The organism is Streptomyces bacillaris, assembly GCF_003268675.1.
Lineage (GTDB): Bacteria > Actinomycetota > Actinomycetes > Streptomycetales > Streptomycetaceae > Streptomyces > Streptomyces bacillaris.
In genome coordinates this window covers 3,201,429-3,227,895 of the sequence record NZ_CP029378.1, presented here as the reverse complement: position 1 = coordinate 3,227,895, position 26,467 = coordinate 3,201,429, and the positions used below count along the sequence as shown (strand labels likewise).

Below are 26,467 nucleotides of genomic sequence, written 5' to 3'. Positions count from 1 at the left end.
CGTCCTACCACCAGTACGTGGGGTAGCGGGCGGTCCTGCCGGTGCGCCCGGCCAGGACGCCGACACCCACGATCACGACCGTGGCGAGCAGCAGCAGGGCGAGGAAGAGGAGCGTCGAGGGCTGGGCCACCACGACGATGACGGCGGTGGCCGCCGCGGGGGAGTGGGCCGTACGGGCCAGGGCCATGGCGCCGATCGCCAGACCGCCCGCGACCGCCGAGGCCCAGACCGAGCTGCCCGCCACGGCGAGGACCACGAAGCCCGTGAGGGCCGAGACGAGCTGGCCGCCGATGACGTTGCGCGGCTGGGCCAGCGGCAGCGTCGGCGCGGCGAAGACGAGCGCCGCACTTGCCGCCAGCGGCGGGATGAGCACCGTCTGGTCGAGGGCGTAGCCGATGGCCACCAGCAGCACCAGGGCGACCGTGCCGCCTGCGGTGGCGACCGAGACGAAGGACGGCTTCGGGCGGGGCGGCGCCTTGCTGGTCAGCAGGGAGGGGGTGCGGGTCGGAGCGGGGAGCGTGGTGGAAGGTGCGTCGGACACCGGGATTCCTTTCGCGACGGCCTGTTCACGGGCTGACGGATGAAGCACGCGAGCTAATGGATGAAGCATAGATTCATCCATTAGCTTTGCAGGGGCTTTTCCGCGAGACAGGATGGGGAGATGGCTGAAAGCGTCGCGGAGGAGCGGGAAGAGCAGGGAGATCAGGGAGAGCGGGACGAGTCGTGGGTGGGTGTGCTGCTCACCGGCGAGCCGCTCCCCCTCGACCTGGTCAACACCACGTACATCAAGGGCGGTGTACGGGGACGGCTCGTCGACGCGCTCGCCGCCGGGCCGCAGGACCTGGACAGCTGGCTGGCCGCCCAGCGCCACCGCTTCGCCCCCGATGTCGCCGCCGCGCTGGCCGGCGCACCGCCCGCGGGCCCGGAGCACCACCAGGACTTCCTGGAGCTGCGCCGGGCCCTGCGGTCGCTGGCCGGGGCGCGGACCTCGGGCGGGAGCCCGGACCCCGGGGAGGTGGCGGTGGTGAACACCTACGCGCGCACCGCCGCCGACTGGCCGGAGCTGGCCCCCGGTCCGGAGTTCCGGGCCGTGGTCCGCCGGGCGGTGGAGGACCCCGCGCGCCAGGCGCTCGGGGCGGTCGCCGCCGCCGCTGTGGAGCTGTTCGCGGGCGACGGCGCGGAGCGGCTGAAGGCCTGCCCCGCGCCGGGGTGCATCCTCTACTTCGTCAGGACCCATGCCCGCCGTTCGTGGTGCACGGCCGGCTGCGGCAACCGGGTGCGGGTGGCGCGCCACAGCAGGCGCGCACGGGTTGACTGACCGTTAGGGAGACGTCAGTTGAGGATCGTGCCCGCGACCTCGTTGGAGACCTTGTAGCCGAGGGTCAGGGCCGCCGCGTTGTCCCACTCGAAGTGGACGCCGATGTACTTGCGGCTGTCGGCCTTCTCCTTCGCGGCCTGGCTCAGGCTGGTGAAGGAGCGGGTGACGCCCTGGGCGTGCGGGTCGTCGGTGCCGGCGGTGAACGACAGGTTGTCCGTACCGAAGTAGTGCTTCACGATGCCGGCCCAGGCGGCGCCGACACCGGAATGGCCGGAGACGTAGGTCGGGAAGTTGGGCGAGAAGCTGACCCCGTTGACGTCCTGCTCCTGGGGCTCCCAGTTCGGGTCGGCCACCAGGTCCGGGTTCGGGACCTCCCCCGCGCGGCGGATGGCGTCGGTCGGGCGCCACACGTCCCAGTCGCTTTCGAACTTGGAGTCCCAGATGGCGATCGCGGCGTCGGCCAGCGCGGCCGAGGTCAGGCCGAACAGCTTGGCGCTCTCGAAGGAGCTGCCGTTGGGACGGTACTTCTTGAAGATGACCGCGGTGTGGTCGAACTGCTGGCCCACCGGCTTGTACGTGCCGTCGACGTCGTTGGCCCAGTAGTGGGCCAGCTGCGTCTGGTCGGCCGTCCTGGTGGTGGAGTTCTTGGCGCCGATGGACTTGATCTCGTTGACCTGGGCCGCGTACTCGGGGCTCTGCAGCAGCGCCTGCGGGGTGGCGAACCCACCGATGTTGCCCGGGCGGAACTTGCTGCCCGAGCTGATCGCGAAGGGCTTGACCTTGCCCCAGTTGGGACCGCCGGCCGGCTTGCCCGGGGCGGGGGTCCAGTGGCCGGGGGCGTTGGTGGCGACGTACGGGGTGGTGTCGGCGGAGCCGTCGTTCGCCCGGTTCGCCAGGTGGGCCTTGGCTATCTTGACCCCGAGGCGCCTGCCCTGCTCGCGCTGGGCGGCGTTGCCGATGTCCGGCAGGGCGAGGGCGGCGGCGAGCTTGGCGTCCAGGTCGGCCACCGGGTAGTTCGGGAACGCGGTGCGCAGGGTGGAGTAGGCGGCGTGGTCGATCGCGGTGTTGAGCGCCCCGTAGGCGCCGGCCGCCGACGTGTCCTTGACCAGATAGGGCTTGCCGATCGTACGGATCGAGTTGACGACGTCGTAGATCGCCAGGTCCATGATGGCGCCGCCGCGGGTCAGCGGGCCCGGGGTGCCGCCGGTGTGCCGGAAGACGTCGAGCAGCGCGTTGTTCCAGTACAGGACGTGGTCGTTGGAGCCCCGCGAGGTCGCGGGGATGGTGTGGGTGACCGTGGTCGCGGCGGCGGGTGCGGCGGGGGCCAGGGTGGCGACGCCCGCGAAGGCGAGGCCGGCCACGGCGACCCGGAACGTTGTCTTGCGCTGGTGGACGGAGCGAAGCATGAAGGGCATCCCTGTCTGTGGTTTCCGGCGGCGACGGCCCTCTGGGATGCCGCCGCGTGGTGTGCAAGTGCTTCGCCGGAAAACGTAGGGCGCTGTCGAGTTCTGTCACCGGTGGCTTCGCAGATGCCGGCCATCGGGAAATCCGATGACAGCAGGCAGGGGGCAGGGTTCACGCACCCGCCACCGTTCTCTAACGCACTCTTGGCCTGGAGAGCGTTAGATTGAGGAATGGCCGGAAGCAGTGGTGCCCTGATGCCGCGCGTAGTGCCGGGCCGCGCGCGCCCGGTTGCCGCACCCCTGCGAGCACCACTGCCGCCGGGAGCGGGCGGCGTCGAAGAAGAAGACGCAGCCGGGCGCCGGGCACGCGGTCGGCAGGGTGGGGGCGATCCCCGCCAGCAGCTCGACGAGGGCCTGGGCGATCTCGGCCTGCACGGTGACGACGGGCGGTGCGGTGCTGCAGTGCAGGGCGGCGGGCCGCCTTCCGGCCTCCCAGCGCAGGGCGGGCCAGGGCCGGCCCAGCGCGGAGACGCGGTTGACCTGGGCGACGTCCCACGGGTCGGGGTCATGGCCCCGGATGTGGGCGTCGATCAGCCGGCGGGCGGCGTCGCGCAGGAGCACGAAACAGTGGGCGTCCGTCTCGTCGACCGCGGCGAGGTCCGGTTCGAGGAGGGAGGTGGTGAAGAGATGCCGGCAGGAGCGCAGCCACCAGGAGACGTGTTCCGGTGTGCGGAACCCGTCGCGCAGGGTGCCGCGCACCGGGAAGACGGTGTTGGAGAACTCCAGGGGGAGCGGCTCGCCGTTGAGCGGAGGGACGTCTTCCGGCGTGGTGGCCGGGGTCGGGTCACTGGGCGACATGGGGTCCTCACGAGGGTGCGGTGGGCGGTGGGCACATTGGGCTTGTCCGTGGCACATGCCGCATGCTTAGATCTCGAATCTAACGTAATATTACGAAGGTGCCCGTTAGGTAACTGAGTCGGTCGGGTGAAAAGGGAGACGTTCCGCTGTCTCCCCGTCGCACACATCCGGCACCGGTCGCACCTCGTCGCGGTCAGGCCGTGGCGATTCGGTGAGCCGGTGCTGTTGCGTTTCAGGTAAAGCTGCGTTTCTTGGGGGGAAACATGACTTTGGACCTTGCTCTCTACCAGCTCAGAACTTTCCGGGAGGTTGCCCGGCTGGGGAGTCTAACGAAGGCGGCCCGGAGCCTGGGGTACGCCCAGTCCAGCGTCACTTCACACATTCGCCTGCTGGAATCCCGGGTGGGCATGCCCCTGGTCCAGCGCTTACCGCACGGTGTCCGGCTGACTCCCTCCGGAGTCATATTCCACGAATACGCGAAACGCATATTCAATGTGGTCGACGAGATGTCCACCGCCCTCAATCCACCGGGTGAGCCCGAGGGCCGGGCGACCGTCGGAGCCTCCGCCCTGCTGCTCGAGGCCCGCGTGGGCTCCCTCATCAAAGAGAGCCGCTACCGCTACCCCCGGGTGCAGATCTCGCCCCGCCAGCTCTCGATCGGGGCCGCAGCGGCGGCCGTTCGGGACGGGGAGCTGGATCTCGCCCTGGTCCACGGCGACTTCATCGGCAACGAGGCCGATCCGCCGGGCGTCGTGGTGGAGCGGCTGCCGGACCTGGAGGTGCTCCCCGTAGGCTCCTTCGCCCTCGCCGAAGCCGTCGACCGGCGGGCGGCCCTGGCGGCCGTGAAGGTCCTCGCGGTCGACCCCGACTGCGCCTCGCACCAGCTCCTGGTCACCGCCCTGCGCGAGATACACGGCATCGCACCGCAGGTCATCGAGGCTGGATCGATGGGCGGGGCAAGGGAGTTGGCGCGCGCCGGCTACGGCATCGCGATGCTGCCGGCCGAGTCCGTCGGCCCGGATTCCGGGGGGTCCGGCCTGACGGTACTGCCCGGACTGCCCCGCGTCCGGCTCGGTGTCCGGGCGATGTGGCTCGGCCGGGAGATGGCCGTCGGGGCGGTCTCGGCCGTCCGCGACGTCGCGATCCGGGTCGGCCGCGACAGGGAGCCGCAGATCGCGTAGCGGGGAGCCCTTCACGCGTCGGCCGTCCACGGGCGGGTGGGTAAGCGGAATTCCGCTTACCCACCCGCCCGTTGCCATGTTCGCGGCCCCGCACACCTGAGCGATCGGGAAAAGCGATAGCGGCCATCGACGTCTGTGCACAACGGTCCGCGCATAGCGCTGACAGCCTGGTTCATGAATGCGGACCATCTCGCGAGAGGCGCGCACGTGTCAGACATCAGCTATATCCCCAACGTATTCCGCAGTGGCTTCGAACTCGACGACATCAAGTGGGTCACCTGGGACGAGCCCGGCCGGGCCGGGGTCGAGCACCACGTCCTGTGGGCGCCGGACGAGGCGAGCGGCGAGCAGTCGGTCAGCCTGCTGCTCCGCTTCCCGCCCGGCGCGCACGGCGACTTCCACGAGCACCTCGGCTATGAGCTGATGCTCGTGCTCGACGGCGTACTGGACCACAGCGACGGCATCTCGTACGTCAAGGGAGACCTGGTCGTCGAGGGGCCGGGCACCGAGCACCAGATGTCCAGCCGCACCGGCTGCACCGTGCTCGCCATCCGCACCCGGCCGGTGGAGGCCCGCGCCCCGCAGAAGCCGGTCCGCCAGGTCGGCGTGGTCGCCGCCCCCTGAGCGCGGGCAGGGCCGACCGCCCCCACCTCCCGGGCCGGACGCCCTGCCCGCCTCCCGCCCCCTTCACCACCCCGGCACCGGTCACCACTTCCGTACCGAGCATCAGCAGCACCAGGCACCACCCGCACCGAGCACCACCACCCCACACCCCCGCGCCCGTACGTTCCCGTCCCGAGCGAAAGAACAGTGTCTTGTCGTCGTACAGCGTCCAGCCCCTGAACCTCAACGGACAGGCGATGGAGCCGGGGGCAGCCGCCCCGGCCACCCAGGAGCGGCCCGGCCGCCGGGTGCTCGTCTCGAGCGTCTCCTCCGACTCCCACACCTGGAACCTGGTCTTCCTCCAGTTACTGCTGGAGGAGATGGGCCACGAGGTGACCAACATCGGCTCCTGCGTCCCCGACGAGCTGCTGATCGAGGAGTGCCGCCGGGTCCGGCCGGACCTCGTCGTCATCAGCAGCGTCAACGGGCACGGCGCGCTCGACGGCTCCCGGGCCGTGCGCCGGCTCCGCGCCCAGCCCGACCTGCGGGACCTGCCCGTCGTCATCGGCGGAAAGCTCGGGGTCCGGGGCGCCGACGCCGACTCCTACGGACCGGAGCTGCTGGCCGCCGGGTTCGACGCGGTCTTCGAGGACGGCGCCGGGATCGCTGAGTTCCGCCGGTACGTCGACACCTCCGCCCGCCCCGAACTCCTCACGTCGGGTGCCCGGTGAGCGTCTCCGGTCCCGATCCCGCCCCCGTGGCGCCGGCACCGGAGCGGGGCGCCTTCGCCACGGCCGTGGCCGACGCCCGGCGGGCCGGGGAACTCCTGGTCCAGCCCCGGATGGGCTTCGCCGACCTGCCCCGGATGCGTGAGGGGCTGCTCGCGGTGAAGGGCGCCCGCGCCCGGACCGTCGGCACCCTGACCATCGACAGCTACACCCGCGTCGGGGACGACGAGTCGGCCGCCCGCGCGCTCGCGGAGGGCACCGACCTCAACGGCTACCCCATCGTCGCCCACGGTGCCGACACCACCCGCCGGCTCGTCTCCGACCTGGTCGGTGACGGATTCGCCGTCCAGGTGCGACACGGCTCCGCCGACCCGATCGGCATCATCCGCGCCCTGCTGGACGCCGGACTCGACGCCACGGAGGGCGGGCCGGTCTCGTACTGCCTGCCCTACAGCCGCACCCCGATCCGCACCTCCGTCGAAGCCTGGGCGCGCAGTTGCGAACTCCTCGCCTCCCGGCCCGGCACCCACCTGGAGAGCTTCGGCGGCTGCATGCTGGGCCAGCTCTGCCCGCCGGGGCTGCTCGTCGCGCTCTCGGTGCTGGAAGGCATCTTCTTCCGGCAGTACGGCGTACGGAGCGTCTCCCTCAGCTACGCCCAGCAGACCCACCACGGCCAGGACGTCGAGGCGCTCCAGGCGATGCGGACCCTGGCCGGGGAGCATCTGGCCGGGCTCGACTGGCATGTGGTGCTCTACACGTACATGGGCGTCTTCCCGCGCACCACCGGCGGCGCCCTCGGACTGCTCCGCGACAGCGCGGTGCTGGCCATGCGGACCGGGACCGAGCGCATGATCGTGAAGACCCCGGCCGAGGCGCACCGCATCCCCACCATCCAGGACAACATCCACGCCCTGGAAGAGGCGGCGCGGGCCGCCGCCGGGGAGCCGGGGCGCGCGGGCGCGGTCGAGCCGGAGTTCGGGGTCGAGGCCGAGGCCAGAGCCCTGATCGACACCGTGCTCGGCCTCCACCCGGACGTCGGGCGGGCCCTCACCGAGGCGTTCCGGCGCGGGCTGCTGGACGTCCCGTACTGCCTGCACGCCGACAACGCCAACCGTTCCCGCAGCTACATCGACACCCGGGGCGCGCTCCAGTGGCACTCCACCGGGGCCATGCCGATCGCGGCCACCCCCGTGCCGGGCCGGGAGCGGCTGCGCGCCGACGACCTGCTCGGGATGCTCTCGCACACCCAGGACTCCTTCGACCGGGCCGCTCTGGCGCGGGGCGAGGGGCCCGACGGCCGGACCGCCCTGCCGGTCTGACCTCCCGTCGCGCAGATCCGCCGGGCCCGGTGTGCCGTCCACGCCGTACGGGCCGGTCCGGCCGGTGCGCCCATCGCCGTGTGTTCCCTCCTCACTCCAAGGAAGCTCCTGTGTCCGGACTCGAATCCACTCCGCATCCCCTGGTCATCGCCGTCGTCGGCAGTGGCCCGCGCGGGATCTCCGTCCTGGAAAGGATCGCCGTACGCGCCACCGCCGAGGCCTCCGAGGCGGCGGAAGCCGGCCGGTCCCCGCGCCCGGTGCGCGTGCTGTTCATCGACGCCACGGAGATCGGCGCGGGCCGTGTGTGGCGCACCGATCAGGACGACTGGTTCACGATGAACACCGTCATCAGCCAGGTCACCATGTACTCCGGCGGTCCCGACGGCGGCCCCGACCGTCCCGGCGCGGGCCCCTCGCTCGGTGAGTGGATCGCCCACCGCCACGAGACCGCGGGCGAACCCGCCCTCGGCCCCGACGACTACGCGCCCCGCGTCCGCTACGGCCAGTACCTCGCCCACGTCCACCGCACGATCGCGGAGCACCTGCCCGCCCATGTCGAGCTGGTCCCGGTCACCGGCCGGGTCACCGCCCTGCGCACCGGCCCCGACGACCGCTATCTGCTCAGCCTGGACACCGCGCCGCACCTGCTGGAGGCGGACCGGGTGGTCCTCGCCACCGGCCACCCCTTCAACGCCCCCGACGCGTTCGAGCGCACCATGCTCGACTTCACCGAGCGCACCCCCGGCACCCACTACCTCTGCGGCGACTCGGCCGCCGACATGGCGCTCGACGAGGAGACCGTCCCGCCGGGCAGCTCGGTCGGGATCAAGGGCCTCGGGCTCTCCTTCTACGACGTGATGCTCTCGCTCACGGTCGGCCGCGGCGGCACGTTCGAGCAGGCGGCGGGGGCCGACAGCGGCGGCGAGCTGCGGTACGTGCCCAGCGGGCGGGAGCCGCACATCGTGGCCGGCTCCCGCAGCGGACTGCCGATCCCGGCCCGGGGCCGTAACCAGAAGCGCCCCGACTTCAGCCACCGGGCCCGGTTCCTCACCCGCGACGCCCTGGTGGCGGCACGTCAGAAGCGGGGCGTCGGCGGCCAGTTGGACTTCGCCCAGGACGTCCTGCCGCTGCTCCAGCAGGAGATCGACCACGTCTTCTACGTCACCCACGTCCGCAACTCCGCCGGTCCCGAGGCGGCCGAGACCTTCTCCGACGCCCACGCCGAACTGCTGCTCTCCGGCGGGGATCCCGGTCCGCTGCGGGCCGCCGCCGGGCTCGGGGACGTACCGCCGGTCGATCTCGACGCGCTGGCGCGGCCGTTCGGTGACACGCGGTTCGCCTCGCCGGAGGAGTTCCGCGAGCGGCTGCTCGCCGTGATGGACGAGGATCTCGCACAGGCGGAACTGGGCACACTGGACGGGCCGTTGAAGTCCGCGCTCGACGTGCTGCGGGACATCCGCAACGTGGTGCGCCTCGCGGTGGACTACGGCGGACTGCTGCCCGCCTCGCACACCGGCTTCTTCCACGGCCGCTTCCTGCCCGTCAACGCCCTGCTCTCGGCCGGTCCGCCGATGGCCCGGGTCGAGCAGCTCAGGGCGCTCGTCCGGCAGGGGATCGTGGAGGTGGCCGGCCCCGGCACCCGCTTCGAGGCGGACGACGCGGCCGGGGCGTTCCGGGTGGTATCCCCGCAGGTCAAGGGGTCGGCCCGGCATGTGCAGAGCCTGATCGACGCCCGTATCCCCACCCCGGACCTGCTCCGGGACACCTCACCGCTGACGCGCCAGCTGGTCGCGGAGGGCATGGTCCGGCCGTACGTCATCGAGGGGCCGGAGGGCGAGGAGTACGCCACCGGGGGCCTGGAGGTCACCACGAGCCCCTTCCACGTGGTCGACGCCGCCGGCCGGATCCGGCCGGACCTGTACGCTCTGGGCATCCCGACCGAGCACACCCGCTGGTTCACCCAGGTGGGCAGCAGCCGGCCCGGCGTGAACACCCTCTTCTACCAGGACGCCGACGCCATCGCGGCGGACGCGCTGCGCCCGCTCGGCGCGGCCGCGGACCGGGGGACGGCGGCCGCGGCGATCATTCCGGCGCAGCAGGCCAACTCCCGCCCCGGGCAGACCGGTTCCGCCGCATCGCCGGGCCTGGGCGCGGCGGTCGGCGCGCGTCCGGGGGAGGGGGCATGACGGAGACCCTGCACACCGACGCGGCCACGGGCCAACTGGCCTCCGCCGCCGAGGAGTTCCTCGCCGCACGGGACACCCTGCTCCTCCACCGTACGGATCTGGCGAAGGCGGTCGAGGCCTTCCGCTGGCCGAGGCCCGAGCACTTCAACTGGGCCCTGGACTACTTCGACACCGTCGCCGCCCGGGGCGACCGGGACGCGCTGCGGGTCGTCGGCGCCGGCGGCCCCGCCTCCGACCGGCTGATCGGCTACGGCGAACTCGCCCGCCGCTCCGGCCAGGTCGCCAACTGGCTGAGGGGCATCGGGGTGCGCCGGGGCGACCCGCTCCTGCTGATGCTGGGCAACCGGGCGGAGGTCTGGGAGACCATGCTCGCCGCGATCAAGCTGGGCGCGGTCGTCATCCCCACCTACACCACCGCGACCCCCGGCGAACTCACCGACCGGCTGGAGCGCGGCGAGGTGCGGCACGTCGTCGCGGAGGCGGAGCTGGCGGACCGGTTCGCCGGAGGGCCGGGCGGCTGGCAGGGGATCGCCGTCGGCGGCGAGGCCCCGGGCTGGCAGCGGTACGCCGACTCCCTGACGGCCCCGGAGGAGTTCACCCCGGACGGGCCGACCCGCGCGGACGACCCGCTGTTCCGCTACTTCACCTCCGGCACCACCTCGCGCCCGAAGATGGTGGAGCACACCCACGTCAGCTACCCGGTGGGCCACCTCTCCGGCATGTACTGGAACGGGGTCCGGCCCGGCGACGTGCATCTGAACATCTCCGCGCCGGGGTGGGCCAAGCACGCCTGGAGCTCGCTCTTCGTGCCCTGGAACGCCGAGGCCACCGTCGTCGCCCTGGACGCGGCCCGCTCCACCCCGGCGGCGATCCTGGAGGTCCTCCGTACGCGCGGGGTCTCGACGTTCTGCGCGCCGCCGACCGTCTGGCGGGGTCTCGCCGCGCACGGCCTGGGCGAACGGCCGCCCGCGCTGCGCGAGACGGTCGCGGCGGGCGAACCGCTGGAGACCTCCCTCGTGGAGCTGGTCGGCACGGCGTGGGGACTCGACCTGCGGGACGGGTACGGCCAGACGGAGACCACGGGCCAGATCGGCAACCCGCCCGGCCGCCCCGCACTCCCCGGCAGCATGGGGTTCCCGCTGCCCGGCTACACGGTGGTGCTGATCGACCCGGAGAGCGGGGAGCCGGTGGCCGACGGGGCGCCCGGCGAGGTCTGCCTCGACCTGGCCGACCGGCCGCTGGGGCTGATGCGGGGGTACGTCGGTGACCCCGGCCGCACCGCGAAGGCGCTGGCCGGCGGCTACTACCGGTCGGGGGACCTGGCCCGGCGGGAGCCCGACGGTTCGCTGACGTATCTGGCGCGCTCGGACGACATGTTCAAGTCGTTCGACCACCGGATCTCGCCGCGCGAGCTGGAGGACGCCCTGCTGCGCCACCCGGCGGTGGCCGACGCGGCGGTGGTCCCGGTGCCCGACCCGGTGGGGCTCTGGGCGCCGAAGGCCTTCGTGGTCCCGGCCGCCGGACGCCCGGCCTCCGCCGCGACGGCCCGGGAGATCCTGGACGCGGCGAGCGCCCTGCTGCCGCCGGAGAAGCGGGTGCGGGTGCTGGAGTTCGCGGCGGCCCTGCCGCGGACCACCTCGGGCAAGGTGCGCCGGGCCGCGCTGCGCGAGCAGGGGCCGAGGGCGGCGGAGTACCGGGCGGAGGCGCCCGGAGCGCCGGCGCCGACCTGGCCCTGACCCCGAACCCGATCGCGTGGCCGGTGGGCCCGGCCGCCACCCCATGACGGGGCGGGGGCCGGGCCCGCCGGCCATGCGGGAACGCTCACTCCGCCGAAGCGTTCATCGGGTGGGAACGCTCACCGCGCCGGAGCATTCATCGCGCGGGAACGTTCATGCGGAGGCGCTTCTCACGCGCCCGCGTTCGTGCGGCGGGCGTAGTGGCGCTGGGCCTTCGCACGGTTGCCGCACCCGGCCATGGAGCACCAGCGGCGGGTCCCGTTCTTGGAGACGTCGTAGAAGTGCAGGACACAGGCGTCGTTCGCGCACGGGCGGATGCGGTCGGGCCGGTCCGCCACCAGCCTGAGCCAGTTGTCCGCCGCGTACCAGGCGGGGCCCCAGGCCGGGTCGTCCACCTCCACCACCGACTCCGGGAGCCCGTCGGCACCCAGGGCGCGGCGGATGCGGCCGTGGGCGAGGACCGTGTTGAGCGCGGCGGTGGCCCCGGCGGCGGCCGGCTCGTCGAGGGCGGCGGCCGAGGCCAGCGCCTCGAGGGCGGTACGGGTCTCCAGCAGCCGGTCCAGGGTGGCGCGGTCGGCGGCCGGGGCGAGGGGCGCGGTCTGTTCGCGGACCGGCGGACTGCCCAGCCATATCGCCAGGCCGTCCGGAGATTCGAGCAGGTCGCGCGGGCCCTCCGCGTCGATCCAGCGGGTGTTGAGCAGGTCGAGGGCGAGCGGTTCACCGGTCAGCGGCCGGGGGTCGGCCCCTACGGGGTGCGGCACTGCTGTTTCCTTCCGTCGCGGCTCGGTCGAAGGGCCGGGGGCCGGGCTCGGCCGGGGGCCGGGCTCGGTAGAGGCTGGGACATCGATGATAACCGGCCAAACGAAGATCACCGGTTGACTACCCCGTCCCTAACCACTAAATTCGCTTTTACAGGTTACGAGATCACCTCGCGGCCCTGACCGAAAGCATGGGGATTGACCATGAGCAAGGCGGAGAACCTGCAGACCGGCCACATCGGCCTCAACGTCACCGATCTGGACCGCTCGCTCGCCTTCTACCGCGAGGTCTTCGACTTCGAGGTGCTGGGCGAGGGCAAGGAGGAGGGCCGCCGCTACGCCTTCCTCGGACGCGGCTCCCGTCTCCTGGTGACGCTGTGGCAGCAGAGCGAGGGCACCTTCCCTGCCGGGCTGCCGGGCCTGCACCACCTGTCCTTCCAGGTGGACACCGTCGAGGAGGTGCGGGCCACCGAGGAGGTCCTGCGCACCCTGGGCGCCGAGTTCGCCTACGACGGCGTCGTGCCGCACGGCGAGGGCGCCACCTCGGGCGGCATCTTCTTCACCGACCCCGACGGCATCCGCCTGGAGATCTACGCGCCCACCGGCGCCGACGCGGCGGCCGCCCCGACCACCGGCGCCCCCACCTGCGGCTTCTTCTAGGGCGTGTGTCGAAAGTCCCGCCTGCCCGGCGGTGCCCGGCACGCACGCTCGCGGCGTTGTCGGGATCACCCCGATACATCCAGTATCGGGGCGACCCTCCGCCTTGCGATCGCACGCACCGGACACCGCCGGGCCTGCCCTTCGGGCAGACGACGCTACTTTCGACACACGCCCTAGACCCGCGGCCCAGGCGGACACGCGCCACCCTCCGGCGAAAGGCAGAACCATGGGCGGCTACCACCACGGTGAGATCGCCGTGCAGGAGCGGGCGGGTCTCGCCCGCGAGGCCGGGTACTCGCAGGGTGCCATCGGCAACACCATCCCCGAGGTGGCGGTGGCCTTCCTCGCGCAGCAGCCCCATGTGGTGGTGGGCGGCACGGACGAGCGGGGCCGGATCTGGGCCACCCAGCTCACCGGGGAGCCCGGCTTCCTGACCGTCCCCGGGCCGCACACCCTGCACATCGGGACGCTGCCCCCGCCGGAGGACCCGCTCGCGGCGGTCCTGACCGGAGCCGGTGCCGCAACGGGCTCCGGCTCCGGCCGGGACGCCGCCCGCATCGGCATGATCGGCATCGAGCCGGCCACCCGGCGCCGGATGCGGATGAACGGCCGGGCCGTCCGCGACGGCGCCGGCCTGCGCGTCGAGCTCGACCAGGTCATCTCCAACTGCCCCAAGTACATCCAGAAACGCGACCACCACCCGGTCGCGGAGACGGCGGCCCCGACCGCCCGCGGCGCCGTCGACTCCCCGGAGCTGAGCCCGGAGCAGCAGCGGACCCTGCGGGAGGCCGACACCTTCTTCGTCGCCACCGCCTCCCCGGACGGTGACGCCGACGCCTCCCACCGGGGCGGCAACCCCGGCTTCGTCCAGGTGCTCTCGCCCCGGCTGCTGCGCTGGCCCGACTACGTGGGCAACGCCATGTTCCTGACCCTCGGCAACCTCGAACTCAACCCGGCCGCCGGACTCTTCGTCCCCGGCTGGGAGACCGGCACCTCCCTCCACCTGACCGGCTCGGCCCGCACGGTGTGGGACGAGGAGGAGGTGGCCCGCCACCCCGGGGCCCAGCGGCTGGTGGAGTTCGAGATCACCGCCGTACGGGAAGTGGCGGCGGCCTCCCCGCTGCGCTGGTCCGCGCCCGCCTACTCCCGCTTCAACCCGCCGCCGGCCGCCTGACCCCCACCCGGCCGCCGCGCCCCCTCCCTCCTCCCGTTCCGCCGTTTCCGACCGTTCTACCTGTGACGGAGTCACCATGCAGATCACCGTGGACATGGACGTCTGCGAGAGCCACGGCCAGTGCGTCTTCGCGGCTCCCGAGACCTTCTCCTTCGACGACGACGAGTACCTCCAGTACGACCCGGCGCCGGACGACGCACTGCGCGACAGGATCGAGAAGGCCGCCGCCTCCTGCCCGGTCCGCGCCATCACCGTGGCCCCCGCCCCGTGAGGGGCACCGGCCGTCCGCGCGACATCGTGATCGTCGGGGCCTCGCTGGCGGGGCTGCGGGCGGCCGAGACGCTGCGCGCCGAGGGGTTCACGGGCAGGCTGACCCTCGTCGGGGCCGAACAGCACGCCCCGTACGACCGCCCGCCCCTCTCCAAGCAGTTCCTCACCGACAGCACCCCGGCCGACACCGCGCTCCCGGTCCCCGACGGCCTCGGGGCCTCCTGGCTGCTGGGGCGCCCCGCGGTCGGGCTCGACCCGGACAGCCGGATCGTCACCCTCGCCGACGGCTCCCGCCTCCCGTACGACGGTCTGCTGATCGCCACCGGGGCCGCCGCCCGGTCCGGCGTGATCCCCGGCGAACCGGGCCCGGGCCAGGGCGTGTTCACCCTGCGCGGGCGCGACGACGCCACCGCGCTGCGGGCCGCGCTCACGCCCGGGCGGAAGCTGCTCGTGGTCGGTGCCGGGTTCCTCGGCGGCGAGGCCGCCGCGGCCGGCCGGGCGCTCGGGCTCGACGTCACGCTCGTGGAGGCCGGGGCCGTACCGCTGGAGCGGGCGGTCGGCACGGAGGCGGGCGCGTTCATGGGGATGCTCCACCGGGAGGCGGGCATCGACCTGCGGACGGGCACCACGGTGGCGGAGTTCCGTACGGCCCACGCGTCGGCGGCGGAGTTCCGTACGGCCACCGCGTCGGCGGCGGTCGCGGAGCCCGGTGCCCCCGTCGGCGCGCTCACCGGCGCCCGGCTGTCCGACGGCCGGACCCTCGCGGCCGATGTCGCGCTGCTGGCCCTGGGCGCGGTCCCGGCGACCGGCTGGCTGGCCGGGTCGGGGATCGAGGCGGCCGGGGGAGTGCCCACCGACGCCCGGCTGCGCGCCCTCTTCCCGGACGGCGCTGTGGTGCCCGGGGTGGTCGCGGCGGGCGACGCGGCCCGGGTCCCGCAGCCCCTGGCGGGCGGCGCCGCCCCGGCCCTCGGCCACTGGTCCGGCGCGGTCGAGCAGGGCGCGGCGGCGGCCCGTACGCTGCTGCTGGGCGAGGCGGCCCCGGTCTTCGCCGAGGTGCCCTCCTTCTGGTCCGACGTCCACGGCGTCCGGCTCCGCTCGGTGGGGCTGCCCGCGCTCGGGGACACGGTGAAGGTCCACGAGTGCGACCGCGAGGCCCGCCGCCTGGAGGTCAGCTACCACCTGGACGGGCGGCTGGTCGGCGCCCTCACCATCGGCCGCACCTCCCGACTGGCCGCGTACCGGCGGGCGTTGACGGAGTACGTGGCTGCTCAGCACGCCTGAGAGGCCGCTCAGCGCCCCTGAAAGCGCGGGGTGCGGCGCTCGGTGAAGGAGGCGACGCCCTCGGTCGCGTCCCGGGTGGTCATGTTGATCTCCTGGGCGGCCGCCTCCGCCGCGAAGGCGGCCGCCCGGTCGCCGGTGAGCGCGTCGTTCACGAGCTGCTTGGTCAGGGCGAGCGCCCGGGTCGGCCCGGCGGCCAGCCGCTCGGCCCACGCGGTGGCCACCGCCTCCAACTCCCCTGCTTCGACCGTGCGGTTGACGAGCCCGATCCGCTCCGCGTCCGCCGCCGACAGGGCGTCCCCGAAGAACATCAGCTCCTTCGCCCGCTGCGGCCCCACCAGCCGGGGCAGCAGATAGGCGCCGCCACCGTCCGGCACGAGCCCCCGGCGGACGAACACCTCGATGAACCTCGCGGTGTCGGCCGCCAGGACCAGATCGCAGGCGAACGCCAGATGCGCGCCGATCCCGGCGGCGGTCCCGTTGACGGCGGCGATCACCGGCTTCTCGCAGTCCAGTACGGCGGCGACGAGCCGCTGCGCCCCGAGCCGGACGGTCCGGGCGACATCCCCGGGAAGCCGCTCGCGCACCCGGTCCGGGGCGCCCCGCAGATCGGCGCCCGCGCAGAAGCCGCGCCCGGTGCCGGTGAGCACGACGGCCCGGACGGCGGGGTCGGCGGAGGCGTCGGCCAGCAGGGCGATGATCCGCTCGCGTTGCTCCGGGGTGAGCGCGTTCATGGCCTCGGGCCGGTTGAGGGTGATCCAGGAGACGCCGGAGGCGGTGGTGGAGTGGAGGACGGTGTCGTCCTTCGAACGCTCTTCTCCCTCCGCCCCCTCTTCTCCCTTCGCCGGCCTTGCGCCCGCAGCGTCTCCGCGTACGGGCTCCGGACCCGCCCCGCTCACGGGCTCCGGGCTGACGGCTTCTATCCGTACGGGCTCCGCGCTCACCGGCACACCGCCAGCGCGTCCAGCGCCACCGCGCCCTGCCCGCGCCCCAGCACCACCAGTGGGTTGATGTCCAGCTCGGTGAGGTCGTCGCCCAGCTCCAGGGCCATCCGCTGGACCCGCAGCACCACCTCCACCAGGGCGTCCACATCGACGGGCGCCCCGCCGCGCACCCCGGCCAGCAGGGCCCGCCCGCGCAGCTCGCCGAGCATGTCCCGGGCCTCCTTCTCGCCGAAGGGGGGCACCCGTACCGCCGTGTCGTGCAGCACCTCCACCAGCACCCCGCCGAGCCCGACCGTGACGGTCGGGCCGAAGAGCGGGTCGTGGGTGACGCCGACCATCATCTCGACGCCCCGGTCGATCATCTGGCAGACCAGGATGCCGTCCAGGTCCACCGACTCGAACCGGGCGATGTCGGTCAACTCGCGATAGGAGTCCCGCACTTGACTGGCCGAGGTGAGCCCGACCTTCACCAGGCCCAGCTCCGTCTTGTGGGCGAGGTGCGGCCCGGAGGCCTTCATCACGACCGGGTAGCCGACCGGACCGGCCGCCCGGACCGCGCCCGCCGCGCTGGTGACGAGCTGCTCGCGCGGCACCCGGATCCCGTACGCGCGCAGCAGTTGCTTGGCCGCGTGCTCGCTGAGCTGCCGGCCCGGCCGCATCAGGCCGCGCGCCTTGCGGAAGGAGGGGGAGGGGGTGCGGGGGGCCTCGTCGAAGGGGGAGCGGTAGCCGGAGGCGAAGCGGTGGTGGTCCAGGTAGGCCTTCACGGCGGTGACGCAGTTGGCGAACGTACGGAAGGTGGCGACGCGGGAGGAGCCGAGGAGGGTCGTACGGTAGGCGTCCTCGGTGCCGACGGGGGAGCCCCAGACCACGCAGACCAGCTTGTCGGTGGCCTCGGCCGCGTCCACCAGGTCCTGGGCGAGGCGGTCGCTCATGGGCGGGAACGGGCCGGTGATCGGACAGATCAGCACGCCGACGGACGGGTCCGCGAGGATCGCGTCGATGATCTTCCGGCCGCGCCAGTCCCCGACCGGGTGGCCGCCGTTGTCGATGGGGTTGGCGACGTTGAGGTAGCCCGGTATCCAGGTGTGCAGTTCGTCCTGCTTGGCGGCGGAGAGGGCGGGCAGGGCGAGCCCGGCGGCGGTGGCGAGGTCCGCGAAGTGGGCGCCGGTGCCGCCGGAGATGGAGTACACGGCGACGCCCTCGGCCTGCGGTGGCCGGGCGCGGGCCAACAGTGCTGCGGTGTCCTGGAGTTCGTCGAGACCGTCCACGCGGACCACCCCGAACTGCCGCATCGCCGCGTCCACCACCTGGTCCGCCCCGGTCAGCTTCCCGGTGTGCGAGGCGGCGGCCTCGGCCCCGGCCTCCGTACGCCCCACCTTCACCGCCACCACCGGCACCCCCGCGCGGGCGGCCCGGTCGGCGGCGAGCAGAAAGGCGCGTCCGTCCTTGAGCCCCTCCACGTAACAGGCGATGGCCCCCACCTCCGGCCGCTGGGCGAAGTACGCGAGGAAGTCGGCGGTCTCCAGATCGGCCTCGTTGCCCGTGGGTGCCCAGTGCGAGAGGCGGATGCCCAGCTCCTGGAGGGTGTGGAGCGGGCGGCCCTGGTGCCCGGACTGGGTGATGAGGGCGATGGCGGGGCCCTCCAGGTCGTCCCGGAACCGCTCGAAGGCGTTCAGGTTGGTGTTGGGCCCGAGCAGCCGCACCCCGGACCGCTCGACGGCCGCCGCCAGCCGGGCCTGCGCCACCGCGCCCGCCTCCCCGGTCTCCGCGAACCCGGAGGCGAAGGCCACGGCGAAGGGGATCTTGGCCTCGCCCAGCTCCTCGACGACCGGGAGCGGGTCGGCGACCAGCAGGACCGCGAGGTCGACGGGTTCGTCCAACCCGGCCAGCTCGGCCACCGAGGCCACGCAGGGCAGCCCGAACACGGTCTCCCGGGCCGGGTGCACCGGGTGCAGCCGCGCCCCGACCCGCTCGGCCCAGGCGATGAGCTGGCGGGTGATACCGGCGTTGGGCCGCCCTTCGGTGTCGGAGGCGCCGACGACGGCCACCGAGCGCGGCCGGAAGAAGCGGTCCAGGTCGGGCACGGCCAGTTGGAGCGGCCGCCCGCTGACGTCGAGCCCGCCCTGCCGGGTGGCGGTGGGCAGGCTGACGACGGAGGCGTGCGGCTCCTCGCCGCAGGCCACCACCCGGGCGCGGAAGTCGGTGGTGAGGGTGCCGTGAGTCGATCCGAGCATCGTTCCGCCCACTCCTGTCCTGCTCGATGGGGTCCGTCGGCCGGCGCCCGGCGTGCTGCGGGACCGGCACAATGAACTGACGCTCTGTCAGTTTACTGAACTGACGACGTGTCAGGAATGGTCGTGCAGGCAAAGGCTCGGGCGCCACCCCGGGAGGGCGGGGTGGGCAGCGCCGGGGCGTCCTCGGGCCGGAGCGCGCATCGCCCGGGGCGTCCTCCGGCCGAAGCGCGCATCGCCGGTCCGGGTCCCGGCCGTGTGCCGGACGGCCGGACATCCCTCCCGGACGCTGAGCCATGGCGGGGTGCGGGCCGCCGGGCGAGGCTGGAGCCATGACACAGCCGACAGAAGCAGCAGCGCATCCTTCGTCCCCCGTCCTGGTGCTCGGGGGCACCGGCAAGACCGGCCGCCGGGTGGTGGCCCGCCTCCGTGACCTGGGCGTGGAGGTCCGGGTGGCCTCGCGGTCCGGCGGGACCCGGTTCGACTGGGAGTCCCCGGACACCTGGGCGCCCGCCCTGAAGGGAGCCGCCGCCGTCTACATCGTCCCGCTGGACACCGAGCCCTCCTCGACCCCCGCCTTCGTCGAGCAGGCCGTGGCGGCCGGGGTACGGCGGCTGGTGCTGCTCTCGGCGCGAGGCGTCGACGTGCCGGGCTACTTCGGCTCCCCGCTCCTCGACGACGGCCCGCACCTGCGGGGCGAGCAGGCCGTGCGCGCCTCCGGCCTGGCCTGGACGATCCTGCGCCCCGGCTGGTTCGCCCAGAACTTCAGCGAGGGCGTCTTCCTCGAAGGGGTACGCGACGGTGAACTCGCCCTCCCCGTCGGGGACGGCCGGGCGGCGTACATCGACGTGGACGACATCGCCGCGGTGGCGGTGGCGGCGCTCACCGAGGACGGCCACGACGGCGAGGTCTACGAACTGTCGGGCCCGCGCGCCCTGAGCGTCCCCGAGGTCCTGGACGAGATCGCGAAGGCGTCCGGCCGACGGGCCGCCTACGCCCCGCTGGAGGAGTCCGCGTTCCGGGACGCGCTGGTCGTACGCGGCATGACGGAGGTGGAGGCCGACCTCTGGACGGCCGCCCTGGACCCGATCCGCACCAGCCGGGAGGCCCCGCCGAAGGACGGCGTCCACCGCGCCCTGGGCCGCCCCCCGCGCGATGTGTCCGACGTCTTCCGGGACGCGGCGGCGGAGGGGGCCTGGAGGTGACGAGCAGGGGGATGTAGGTTCCACAGGGCAGGTTCAGGCCTTACGTGTCCGTCAGGGGGAGAGGCTCGGTGGAACAGTTCCGTGCGCTGCTGGTGGACGCGGCCCCGGCCCGTTGCTCGGCCGGGAGCTGGAGCGCCTGCTCGGCCACGGTCTGGCCGTCACGCTGAACCTGCGGCGGGTGACCGATCGGGCGGCGGTCCGGGCGGAGTGGGGCGACCGGGTGGAGTTCACCGACTTCGACCCCTTCGACGAGGCGGCGCTGCTCGCCGGCGCCGTACGGGACGGGCTCGGCCACCACGCGGTGAAGTCCCGGGCCGGGGTGCCGCTGCGCGCCGCCTTCCTCGCGGGGGCGGCCGGGCCGGGCCCGGCCCACCGCCTCCGCGTGATCGGCCGGGCCGGTGCGGGCACGGACCACGTCGACCTGGCGGCCGCCGCCCGCCACGGAGTCGCGGTCACCCACACCCCCGGCTCCAACGCGGATGCGGTGGCGGAGTTCGCCCTGGCCCAACTGCTCACGCTGACACGGGACATGCGGTCGTACGATGCGGCCGCGCACCGGGGCGAGTGGCGGGCGCCCGTGGCCCCGCCGCCGGAGCTCTCGGAGCTGACGCTGGGCATCGTCGGCGCGGGCCGGATCGGGCTGGCCCTGGCGGGGCGGGCACGTGCGCTGGGCATGGACGTCCAGGCCCTCGCGCGGCGCCGGGACACGGTACGGGCTCCCCGTCCGGCCCGCGCCTCCATGTCGACGCCCCGGCCGGTCCCGGTCCCGGCTTCCGCGTCGGCGCCCCGCCCGGCCCCGGTCCCGGCCCGCGCCTCCGCGTCGGCTTCCTGCCCGGCCCCGGTCCCGGCTTCCGCGTCGGCTCCCTGCCCCGCCCCGGTCCCGGCCTCCACGTCGGTGCCCCGGCCGGTGCCCACTCTCCCCGAGCTGCTCGCGACCAGCGACGTGGTCTCCCTCCACCTGCCGCTCACGCCGGAGACCCGGGGGCTGATCGGCCGGGCGGAGCTGGCGCTGATGCGGCCGGGGGCGATCCTGCTGAACACCGCCCGGGGCGGGATCGTCGACGAGCAGGCGCTCGCCGACGCCCTGCGTGACCCCGCGCACCCACTCGCTGCCGCCGCCGTCGACACCTTCGAGCACGAGCACGCGGCCTTCGCCTCACCCCTCCACGGCCTGCCGAACGCGCTGCTGACCCCGCACATCGCCGGGATGACCAGGGCCGCCATGGCCACGGCGGCCCTCCGCTGCGCGGACCACATGGCGGCCCTGCTCGCGGGCCGCCCGGACGGCATCCCGGTGGCCACGGCCTGACGTCACGCCTCGGCTCACCCCGCCGGGGTCTTCCGCCCACCCTCGCCCCGCGCCGCCGTCGCCGCACGGCGGTAGGCGGTCGGGCTCTCGCCGCGGAGCCGTTTGAAGGCCGCGCTGAAGCCGAACGCGTCCGCGTAGCCGACCCGGCGGGCCACCGCCGCCACCGTCAGTTCGGGGCGGGTCAGGAGGTCGGCGGCGAGGGTCATGCGCCACTCGGTCAGATACGCCACCGGGCCGTCCCCGACCAGCTCCGTGAACCGCTTCGCCAGGGTCGTCCGCGAGACCCCGGCCCGGGCCGCCAGCTCCGCCGTCGTCCAGGGGTGCGCCGGGTCGTCGTGCATCGCCTTGATCGCGGGCCCCGCGACCGGGTCGCCGAGGGCTCCGTACCAGCCGGGCGGCTCGGCCTCCGGGCGGTCGAACCAGTCCCGCAGGGTGCACACGAGCATCCAGTCGAGCAGCCGGTCCAGCACGATCTGGTGACCGGGCCGCGCACCGCCGATCTGGGCGACCAGATAGTCCCGCAGCGGCCCGCAGTCGTCCTCGTCGGGGACGACGAGGGCGGGCGGCAGGGCCTGGAGGAGGCGCCGGGGCACCTCGGCCCGTACGTCGTAGGCGGCGGCCAACAGCACGGTGGGGCCCGCCAGTTCGGGGCCGGGCCCGGAGGGCGGCGGCACCTCGTCCTCCCAGTGCACCTCCCGTACGCCCGCCGTCGGGCCGTCCGCCCGTGCCGGGTCGTCGGTGAAGGTGAACGGCGCCGGGCCCCGTACGATCGCGGCCTCCCCGAACGACAGCCGCAGCGGCTCACCGCCCTCCGGCACGATCCACCCGGCGCCGCGCATGGGCAGGCAGAGCGTCAGGTAGGCCCCGTCCGTGAAGCGCAGCGACCACGGCGGCCACAGCACCGACCGGCCGAACACCGCCCCTCGGCCCCGCACGCCCTGCAACAGTTCGTCGAACACGTCCATGGCCGTCACGATAGGCAGAGACGCACCCGGGATGCGGCCCCCGGCCCCGCTTCGAGCCCCGGGGGCCGCACCCCTGACCGGTCATCCTCGACCGGTCATCAATGGACCGTCACCCCTGGGTGGTCACCTCGAACCCGTCGCGTACGCCGGTGCCTGCTGCCGGCCCGCCACCGTCGGCCGCGGGTTCTTCAGCGCTCCCAGATCGTGCGCGTACGTGCCCACCGCGTGCGCGATGACGTCGATGTTGATGTCGTACGCCTTCATGCTGATGTTCCGCAGCGTGTCCCCGGGCGCGTGGTAGTTCGGGTCGAACGCGACCCCCGCCCGGCCGCCCCACTTCGCCGCCTCCTCGGGCGACTTGAGCGCCTCGGCGCCCGTGGTCGTACCGCCGGAGGGGATGCCCGCCAGGACGAAGGGGTGGTAGTCCGAGCGGCCGATGAAGGGCGTTCCGGCCGTCGGGAGGCCGCGGTTGCCCAGGAACGTGGTGATGTCCCGCTCGATCTGCGCCGAACCGGTCGGTCCCTCGGGGAAGTTGAGGCCGTCGGAGTTGTCGCCGTCGAAGACGAAGAGGCCGTAGTTGGGCGAGGCGATGATCTCGAAGTTCAGGTAGAGCTTGATCCGTTGGCGTTCCGCGGGGGTCAGGCTGTCCACGTAGTGCGCGGAGCCGAACAGGCCGCTCTCCGCCGCCGACCACCAGGCGAACCGCACCTTGTTGCGCGGCTGCTTCTCCTTCTTGGCCAGCTTCAGCGCGACGTCCAGCAGTCCGGCCGAGCCGGAGCCGTTGTCGTTGATGCCCGGGCCCGCCTTCACCGCGTCCAAGTGGGCTCCGACGACCACGGTGTTGGCCGGGTCGCCGCCGCGCGTCTCCGCGATGACGTTCCGGGTCGTACGGGTCTCCTGGAGCTGGCGCACCTCGAAGGAGATGGTCACCGGCCCCCGGGCGAGGTCGGCGGCGAGCCGGTCGCCGTCGGGCTTGCTCATCCCGGCGGTGGGGATCTTCCCGTCGCCGGGGCCGCCGAGGGTGCCGGAGAGCGGGCCGTACCCGGCGTCGATGTTGTTGTAGATGATGGCCCCGGCCGCGCCCGCCGCCGCGGCCTGCTCCTGCTTGGCGCCGAACGTGCAGCCGCCGCGCTTGATCAGCGCGATCCTGCCGGTGAACGCGCCCGCCGCGTAGTCGCCGGGCTCGCAGCCGGTGGTGCCGTCCTCGTCGACCGGTACGGCGGCCAGCTCGGCGGTGATCCCGCCGACCGGGGTCGAGGTGGTGTAGGTGAGCGCCTTGATCTCGGCGTCGAACGGGGTGGGGGAGAGCACCGACAGCTTCTCCGCCAGCGTCTCCGTGTAGACGAAGTCGAACTTCTGGTACGAGACGTCGTACCCGGCCGCCTTGAGGAGCGTGTGCACATACGCGGCGGAGAGGTCGTGCCCGAGCGACCCGGCGACCCGGTGGCCGCCCGTCGCCCCGGCTATCGCCTGCAGGGCCACGAGATGGTTGCGGGCGTTCGCGGCGGACGCGTCCCGCACGAGGGTCTGCGAGAGGGCGGCGGCGTCCTGGGCCGCCCGGTCCCGGTGCGCGGAGGCGGGCGAGGCCGAGGCCAGCAGGAGCGGGGCGACGAGGGCGGCGGAGGCGAGGGCGGCGACGGATCTTCGAACGGAGGCGCTCACAGAAGTCCTTCCCGGTGCGGACGAGTTGACCGGAAGCTAGCGATCTCCGCGCCGACCTGGGAACAGTTGCGCCACAACTCAGGCCATTAATCACACAGTTGTCATCATGTCGCCGTAGTCACTCCTGCGTGTCCTTGATCTACGCCGGGTGCCGCAGAACCGGCGACGTGGAGCCGGCAACGTGAAAACGGCACCGCAGAGCCGGACCTCAGTGCGCCCGCGCCACCCGCTTCGCGATCTTCTCGGCGTCCAGGGCCAGTTCGCGGAGCATCCCGCTGATCGGGTTGGTGAAGCCGGTGAAGTAGAGCCCCGGGGCCTGCTTCGGGGTGCGGGCGCCGTGAACGACCGGCCGCCCCCGCCCGTCCAGTACGTCGAGGTGGCCGAGCAGCGGCTCCAGGGCCCGGCTGTACCCGGTCGCCGCGATCACCGCGTCCGGGGTGAAGCGGGTGCCGTCGACCAGCACCACCGCGTCCTTGTCGAAGGAGGCGACGGTCGCCACCGGAACCACCCGGCCGTTCTTCACCGCGTCGATCAGCCCCACGTCCTGCACCGGGATCGCACCCTCGCGGACCCGTGAGTACAGCCCCTTCTCCGGGCGCGGCAGCCCCTGCGCCGACAGGTCCGGCACGGCGACCCGGGCCAGCAGGGACCCCGCCTTGTCCACCACCCGCACCGGCAGCCGGCGGACCAGGATGCCGGTCGCCTGGGCGGGCCACCCCGCCGTGGAGCGGCGCACGATGTGCGGGGCCGTGCGCACCGCGATCCGCACCCGGGCCGCCCCGCCCTCCGTCAGGTCCGCCGCGATCTCGGCCCCCGTGTTGCCGATACCGACGACCAGGACGTCCTTGTCGGCGTACGGGGCCGGGTTGCGGTACTCCGCCGCGTGCAGCAGCTCGCCGGTGAACGTGTCGCGCCCCGGCCACTCCGGGATGCGCGGGGTGTGGTTGAAGCCGGTGGCGACGACCACCGCCCGGCCGCGCAGGACCCGGCCGCCGGTGGCGGTCAGCTGCCAGTCGCCCGAGCCGTCGGGGTGCGGGTCGATCCGGGTCACCTCGACGCCGGTCACCACTTCCAGCTCGTGGTGCTCGGTGTACTTCTCCAGATACCGCACCAGGTCGTCCCGGCCACCCACCGCCCGAACTTCCGCGGCATCCTCAGCCCCGGCAGCGCCGACCAGCGGCGGGTGGTGTGGAGGTGCAGCCGGTCGTAGTGGCCGCGCCAGGAGGCGCCGATCCGGTCCGCCTTCTCCAGGACCACCGCCCGTACGCCCCGGGCCCGGAGCGCGGCGGCGGTGGCGAGACCGCCGGGGCCGCCGCCGATGACGTAGACGGGGCGGTCGTCCGTACGGTCGGTGAGGGCGACGGCGTCGGTACGGCCGGTGGGAGACGGGCTGTTGGGCATGGTTCGGAGCGTAATCGCCCGCTCTGTTGATGGGTCTCGGTCAAGGTGGAAATCGATTGCGAATTGATCACGGGGGGCGTGATGCGGCGGTTGCGGCCATTCGTGCCCCTCGCCCCATCTAAGGTAAGGCTAACCTTGCTTCGCTCGACGCGAGGTGACCACCGGGGGGCCGTCGCGCGGTGCCGTGCCGCGCGCCCACCAGGCGGTCGAAGGGTGGAACGTACATGAACGGCAGACAGCTGGCCCGGACCACGACCGGTCGGGGCGGGTTCCCGGGGCTCCGGGCCGGACTCAAGGGCGCGGCGGTCGTCGCCGCCGGGCTTCTCGCACTCACCGCCTGCGGTGGCGGCGACGGCGGGAGCGACGCGAGCGCCAAGGGCGAGAAGAGCGGCGACAAGGCCGCCGCCGCCACCCGTACCGTCAAGCACGACGCCGGAACCGCCGAGAAGGTGCCCGCCCAGCCGAAGCGGATCGTCTCGGTCAGCGTCACCATGACCGGCCACCTGCTCGCCCTCGACGCCCCGGTCATCGCCTCCCAGGCCACCCCGCCCTCGGTCATCACCGACAAGCAGGGCTTCTTCACCCAGTGGTCCGACGCTGCCGCCCAGAACAGCGTCAAGGTCGCCTACCAGGGCTTCGAGCCTGACGTGGAGAAGGTCCTCGCGCTGAAGCCGGACCTCATCGTCGGGGCCTCGTCCGGCGCGGAGAACGCCGAGAAGTTCTACGACAAGCTCTCCGTCGTCGCCCCCACCCTCCTCTACCGCCACGACGACGTCTCCTGGCAGGACCTGACCGCCCGCCTGGGCAAGGACCTCGGTCTGGAGAAGCGCGCCACCGAGGTCGTCGCCGCCCACGACAAGCGGGCCGGCGAGGTCAAGGCCGCGATCACCGTGCCGAAGCAGTCCGCCGCGCTCGTCCGCGACAACCAGTCCGCGATGACCGTCTTCACCCCCGAGTCGGCCCAGGGCCGGCTGCTCACCTCGCTTGGCTTCACGGTGCTGGAGCCGCCCGCGGGCAAGGGCGAGACGCAGGGCGGCCGTTCGGACTTCGCGGAGTTCAGCCAGGAGAAGGTGGCCGACACCGCGAAGGACAGCTCGCTCCTCTTCGTCAGCCACACCCCCGAGGAGATCACCGCAGCCACCGCGCGCCCGGTCTGGAAGGACCTGCCCGCCGTCAAGGACAAGCGGGTCTACGACCTCGGCCTGGACACCTTCCGGCTGGACTACTACAGCGCGGGCAACCTGATCGACAAGATCGAGAAGGCCTTCGGCTGACGGT

22 protein-coding genes and 2 pseudogenes are annotated in these 26,467 nt (G+C 73.5%); 15 read left to right on the top strand and 9 right to left on the bottom strand.

Annotated elements, in window-relative coordinates; translation table 11 throughout:
• Positions 1 to 4 precede the first annotated feature (4 nt).
• A complete protein-coding gene (locus tag DJ476_RS13570; protein WP_070200032.1) occupies positions 5 to 541 on the bottom strand; it encodes an HPP family protein in 537 nt (178 codons plus the stop codon).
• A 120-nt stretch (positions 542 to 661) separates the two neighbouring features.
• Between DJ476_RS13570 and DJ476_RS13565 the strand changes: the two genes are divergently transcribed.
• Positions 662 to 1,318 carry a CGNR zinc finger domain-containing protein gene (locus tag DJ476_RS13565; RefSeq protein WP_112490618.1) on the top strand — a complete coding sequence of 219 codons (657 nt, stop codon included), beginning with the start codon at positions 662 to 664 and terminating at the stop codon, positions 1,316 to 1,318.
• Positions 1,319 to 1,332: 14 nt separating this feature from the next.
• Here the strand turns inward: DJ476_RS13565 and DJ476_RS13560 are convergent, their stop codons facing one another.
• A complete protein-coding gene (locus DJ476_RS13560; protein WP_162638691.1) occupies positions 1,333 to 2,724 on the bottom strand; it encodes a vanadium-dependent haloperoxidase in 1,392 nt (463 codons plus the stop codon).
• 216 nt (positions 2,725 to 2,940) lie between these two features.
• Positions 2,941 to 3,579 carry a CGNR zinc finger domain-containing protein gene (locus tag DJ476_RS35550; protein WP_162638689.1) on the bottom strand — a complete coding sequence of 213 codons (639 nt, stop codon included), beginning with the start codon at positions 3,577 to 3,579 and terminating at the stop codon, positions 2,941 to 2,943.
• Positions 3,580 to 3,842: 263 nt separating this feature from the next.
• Here DJ476_RS35550 and DJ476_RS35545 point away from each other — a divergent pair.
• The 7 genes and pseudogenes from DJ476_RS35545 to DJ476_RS13525 all read left to right on the top strand — a co-directional run.
• Positions 3,843 to 4,025 (top strand): annotated as a pseudogene (locus DJ476_RS35545) (helix-turn-helix domain-containing protein); the annotation flags it as partial.
• Positions 4,026 to 4,085: 60 nt separating this feature from the next.
• Positions 4,086 to 4,760, top strand: coding sequence for a substrate-binding domain-containing protein (locus DJ476_RS13550; RefSeq protein ID WP_318294881.1), 675 nt, complete (start codon positions 4,086 to 4,088; stop codon positions 4,758 to 4,760).
• Positions 4,761 to 4,967: 207 nt separating this feature from the next.
• Positions 4,968 to 5,384, top strand: coding sequence for a cupin domain-containing protein (locus DJ476_RS13545; protein WP_181006428.1), 417 nt, complete (start codon positions 4,968 to 4,970; stop codon positions 5,382 to 5,384).
• A gap of 191 nt (positions 5,385 to 5,575) precedes the next feature.
• The gene (locus tag DJ476_RS13540) at positions 5,576 to 6,094 is read left to right on the top strand and encodes a cobalamin B12-binding domain-containing protein (RefSeq protein ID WP_241565457.1); all 519 of its coding nucleotides are present in this window, start codon (positions 5,576 to 5,578) and stop codon (positions 6,092 to 6,094) included.
• A 26-nt stretch (positions 6,095 to 6,120) separates the two neighbouring features.
• Positions 6,121 to 7,410, top strand: coding sequence for a methylaspartate mutase (locus DJ476_RS13535; RefSeq protein ID WP_181006429.1), 1,290 nt, complete (start codon positions 6,121 to 6,123; stop codon positions 7,408 to 7,410).
• A 110-nt stretch (positions 7,411 to 7,520) separates the two neighbouring features.
• Positions 7,521 to 9,596: an FAD/NAD(P)-binding protein gene (locus DJ476_RS13530; protein ID WP_162638687.1), complete on the top strand. Its 2,076-nt coding sequence runs from the start codon at positions 7,521 to 7,523 to the stop codon at positions 9,594 to 9,596.
• Positions 9,593 to 11,332 carry an AMP-binding protein gene (locus tag DJ476_RS13525; protein WP_112490613.1) on the top strand — a complete coding sequence of 580 codons (1,740 nt, stop codon included), beginning with the start codon at positions 9,593 to 9,595 and terminating at the stop codon, positions 11,330 to 11,332. The genes DJ476_RS13530 and DJ476_RS13525 overlap by 4 nt, the downstream gene beginning before the upstream one ends.
• Before the next feature lie 170 nt (positions 11,333 to 11,502).
• On the opposite strand, the gene DJ476_RS13520 is transcribed toward DJ476_RS13525, so the two are convergent.
• Positions 11,503 to 12,093, bottom strand: coding sequence for a CGNR zinc finger domain-containing protein (locus DJ476_RS13520; protein WP_103416745.1), 591 nt, complete (start codon positions 12,091 to 12,093; stop codon positions 11,503 to 11,505).
• Between the two features lie 201 nt (positions 12,094 to 12,294).
• Here DJ476_RS13520 and DJ476_RS13515 point away from each other — a divergent pair, with 201 nt between their 5' ends.
• The 4 genes from DJ476_RS13515 (at position 12,295) to DJ476_RS13500 (ending at position 15,475) form a co-directional block, all read left to right on the top strand.
• Positions 12,295 to 12,750 carry a VOC family protein gene (locus tag DJ476_RS13515; RefSeq protein WP_079167174.1) on the top strand — a complete coding sequence of 152 codons (456 nt, stop codon included), beginning with the start codon at positions 12,295 to 12,297 and terminating at the stop codon, positions 12,748 to 12,750.
• Positions 12,751 to 12,976: 226 nt separating this feature from the next.
• Positions 12,977 to 13,924 (top strand): pyridoxamine 5'-phosphate oxidase family protein, encoded by a 948-nt coding sequence (locus DJ476_RS13510; RefSeq protein ID WP_103416746.1) that lies wholly within the window; start codon positions 12,977 to 12,979, stop codon positions 13,922 to 13,924.
• A 76-nt stretch (positions 13,925 to 14,000) separates the two neighbouring features.
• Entirely contained in the window at positions 14,001 to 14,195 is a 195-nt protein-coding gene (locus DJ476_RS13505; RefSeq protein ID WP_070200374.1) for a ferredoxin, read from the top strand.
• Positions 14,192 to 15,475, top strand: coding sequence for an NAD(P)/FAD-dependent oxidoreductase (locus tag DJ476_RS13500; RefSeq protein WP_318294654.1), 1,284 nt, complete (start codon positions 14,192 to 14,194; stop codon positions 15,473 to 15,475). The genes DJ476_RS13505 and DJ476_RS13500 overlap by 4 nt, the downstream gene beginning before the upstream one ends.
• An 8-nt stretch (positions 15,476 to 15,483) precedes the next feature.
• On the opposite strand, the gene DJ476_RS13495 is transcribed toward DJ476_RS13500, so the two are convergent.
• On the bottom strand, positions 15,484 to 16,371 hold the full coding sequence (locus DJ476_RS13495) for an enoyl-CoA hydratase/isomerase family protein (RefSeq protein ID WP_103416747.1): 888 nt from the start codon (positions 16,369 to 16,371) through the stop codon (positions 15,484 to 15,486).
• Between the two features lie 41 nt (positions 16,372 to 16,412).
• Positions 16,413 to 18,650 (bottom strand): acetate--CoA ligase family protein, encoded by a 2,238-nt coding sequence (locus DJ476_RS13490; protein WP_103416748.1) that lies wholly within the window; start codon positions 18,648 to 18,650, stop codon positions 16,413 to 16,415.
• 329 nt (positions 18,651 to 18,979) lie between these two features.
• Between DJ476_RS13490 and DJ476_RS13485 the strand changes: the two genes are divergently transcribed.
• Together DJ476_RS13485 and DJ476_RS35135 are read left to right on the top strand one after the other, a co-directional pair.
• Entirely contained in the window at positions 18,980 to 19,852 is an 873-nt protein-coding gene (locus tag DJ476_RS13485; RefSeq protein ID WP_112490612.1) for an NAD(P)H-binding protein, read from the top strand.
• A gap of 178 nt (positions 19,853 to 20,030) precedes the next feature.
• Positions 20,031 to 21,161, top strand: coding sequence for an NAD(P)-dependent oxidoreductase (locus tag DJ476_RS35135; RefSeq protein ID WP_318294651.1), 1,131 nt, complete (start codon positions 20,031 to 20,033; stop codon positions 21,159 to 21,161).
• Between the two features lie 14 nt (positions 21,162 to 21,175).
• Here the strand turns inward: DJ476_RS35135 and DJ476_RS13475 are convergent, their stop codons facing one another.
• From DJ476_RS13475 to DJ476_RS13465, 3 genes and pseudogenes are all read right to left on the bottom strand, one after another.
• Positions 21,176 to 22,126 carry an AraC family transcriptional regulator gene (locus DJ476_RS13475; RefSeq protein ID WP_103416751.1) on the bottom strand — a complete coding sequence of 317 codons (951 nt, stop codon included), beginning with the start codon at positions 22,124 to 22,126 and terminating at the stop codon, positions 21,176 to 21,178.
• 123 nt (positions 22,127 to 22,249) lie between these two features.
• The gene (locus DJ476_RS13470) at positions 22,250 to 23,788 is read right to left on the bottom strand and encodes a M28 family peptidase (protein ID WP_112490610.1); all 1,539 of its coding nucleotides are present in this window, start codon (positions 23,786 to 23,788) and stop codon (positions 22,250 to 22,252) included.
• A gap of 208 nt (positions 23,789 to 23,996) precedes the next feature.
• Positions 23,997 to 25,189, bottom strand: a pseudogene (locus DJ476_RS13465) (flavin-containing monooxygenase).
• A gap of 224 nt (positions 25,190 to 25,413) precedes the next feature.
• Here DJ476_RS13465 and fepB point away from each other — a divergent pair.
• Positions 25,414 to 26,463: a Fe2+-enterobactin ABC transporter substrate-binding protein gene (gene fepB, locus DJ476_RS13460; RefSeq protein WP_112490609.1), complete on the top strand. Its 1,050-nt coding sequence runs from the start codon at positions 25,414 to 25,416 to the stop codon at positions 26,461 to 26,463.
• Positions 26,464 to 26,467 lie beyond the last annotated feature (4 nt).

Coding starts and splice junctions, on each gene's coding strand:
- DJ476_RS13565 (WP_112490618.1), top strand. CDS start 662: ATGGCTGAAAGCGTCGCGGAGGAGCGGGAAGAGCAGGGAGATCAGGGA.
- DJ476_RS13560 (WP_162638691.1), bottom strand. CDS start 2,724: ATGCTTCGCTCCGTCCACCAGCGCAAGACAACGTTCCGGGTCGCCGTG.
- DJ476_RS35550 (WP_162638689.1), bottom strand. CDS start 3,579: ATGTCGCCCAGTGACCCGACCCCGGCCACCACGCCGGAAGACGTCCCT.
- DJ476_RS13550 (WP_318294881.1), top strand. CDS start 4,086: ATGTCCACCGCCCTCAATCCACCGGGTGAGCCCGAGGGCCGGGCGACC.
- DJ476_RS13525 (WP_112490613.1), top strand. CDS start 9,593: ATGACGGAGACCCTGCACACCGACGCGGCCACGGGCCAACTGGCCTCC.
- DJ476_RS13515 (WP_079167174.1), top strand. CDS start 12,295: ATGAGCAAGGCGGAGAACCTGCAGACCGGCCACATCGGCCTCAACGTC.
- DJ476_RS13510 (WP_103416746.1), top strand. CDS start 12,977: ATGGGCGGCTACCACCACGGTGAGATCGCCGTGCAGGAGCGGGCGGGT.
- DJ476_RS13505 (WP_070200374.1), top strand. CDS start 14,001: ATGCAGATCACCGTGGACATGGACGTCTGCGAGAGCCACGGCCAGTGC.
- DJ476_RS13490 (WP_103416748.1), bottom strand. CDS start 18,650: ATGCTCGGATCGACTCACGGCACCCTCACCACCGACTTCCGCGCCCGG.
- DJ476_RS13485 (WP_112490612.1), top strand. CDS start 18,980: ATGACACAGCCGACAGAAGCAGCAGCGCATCCTTCGTCCCCCGTCCTG.
- DJ476_RS13475 (WP_103416751.1), bottom strand. CDS start 22,126: ATGGACGTGTTCGACGAACTGTTGCAGGGCGTGCGGGGCCGAGGGGCG.
- fepB (WP_112490609.1), top strand. CDS start 25,414: ATGAACGGCAGACAGCTGGCCCGGACCACGACCGGTCGGGGCGGGTTC.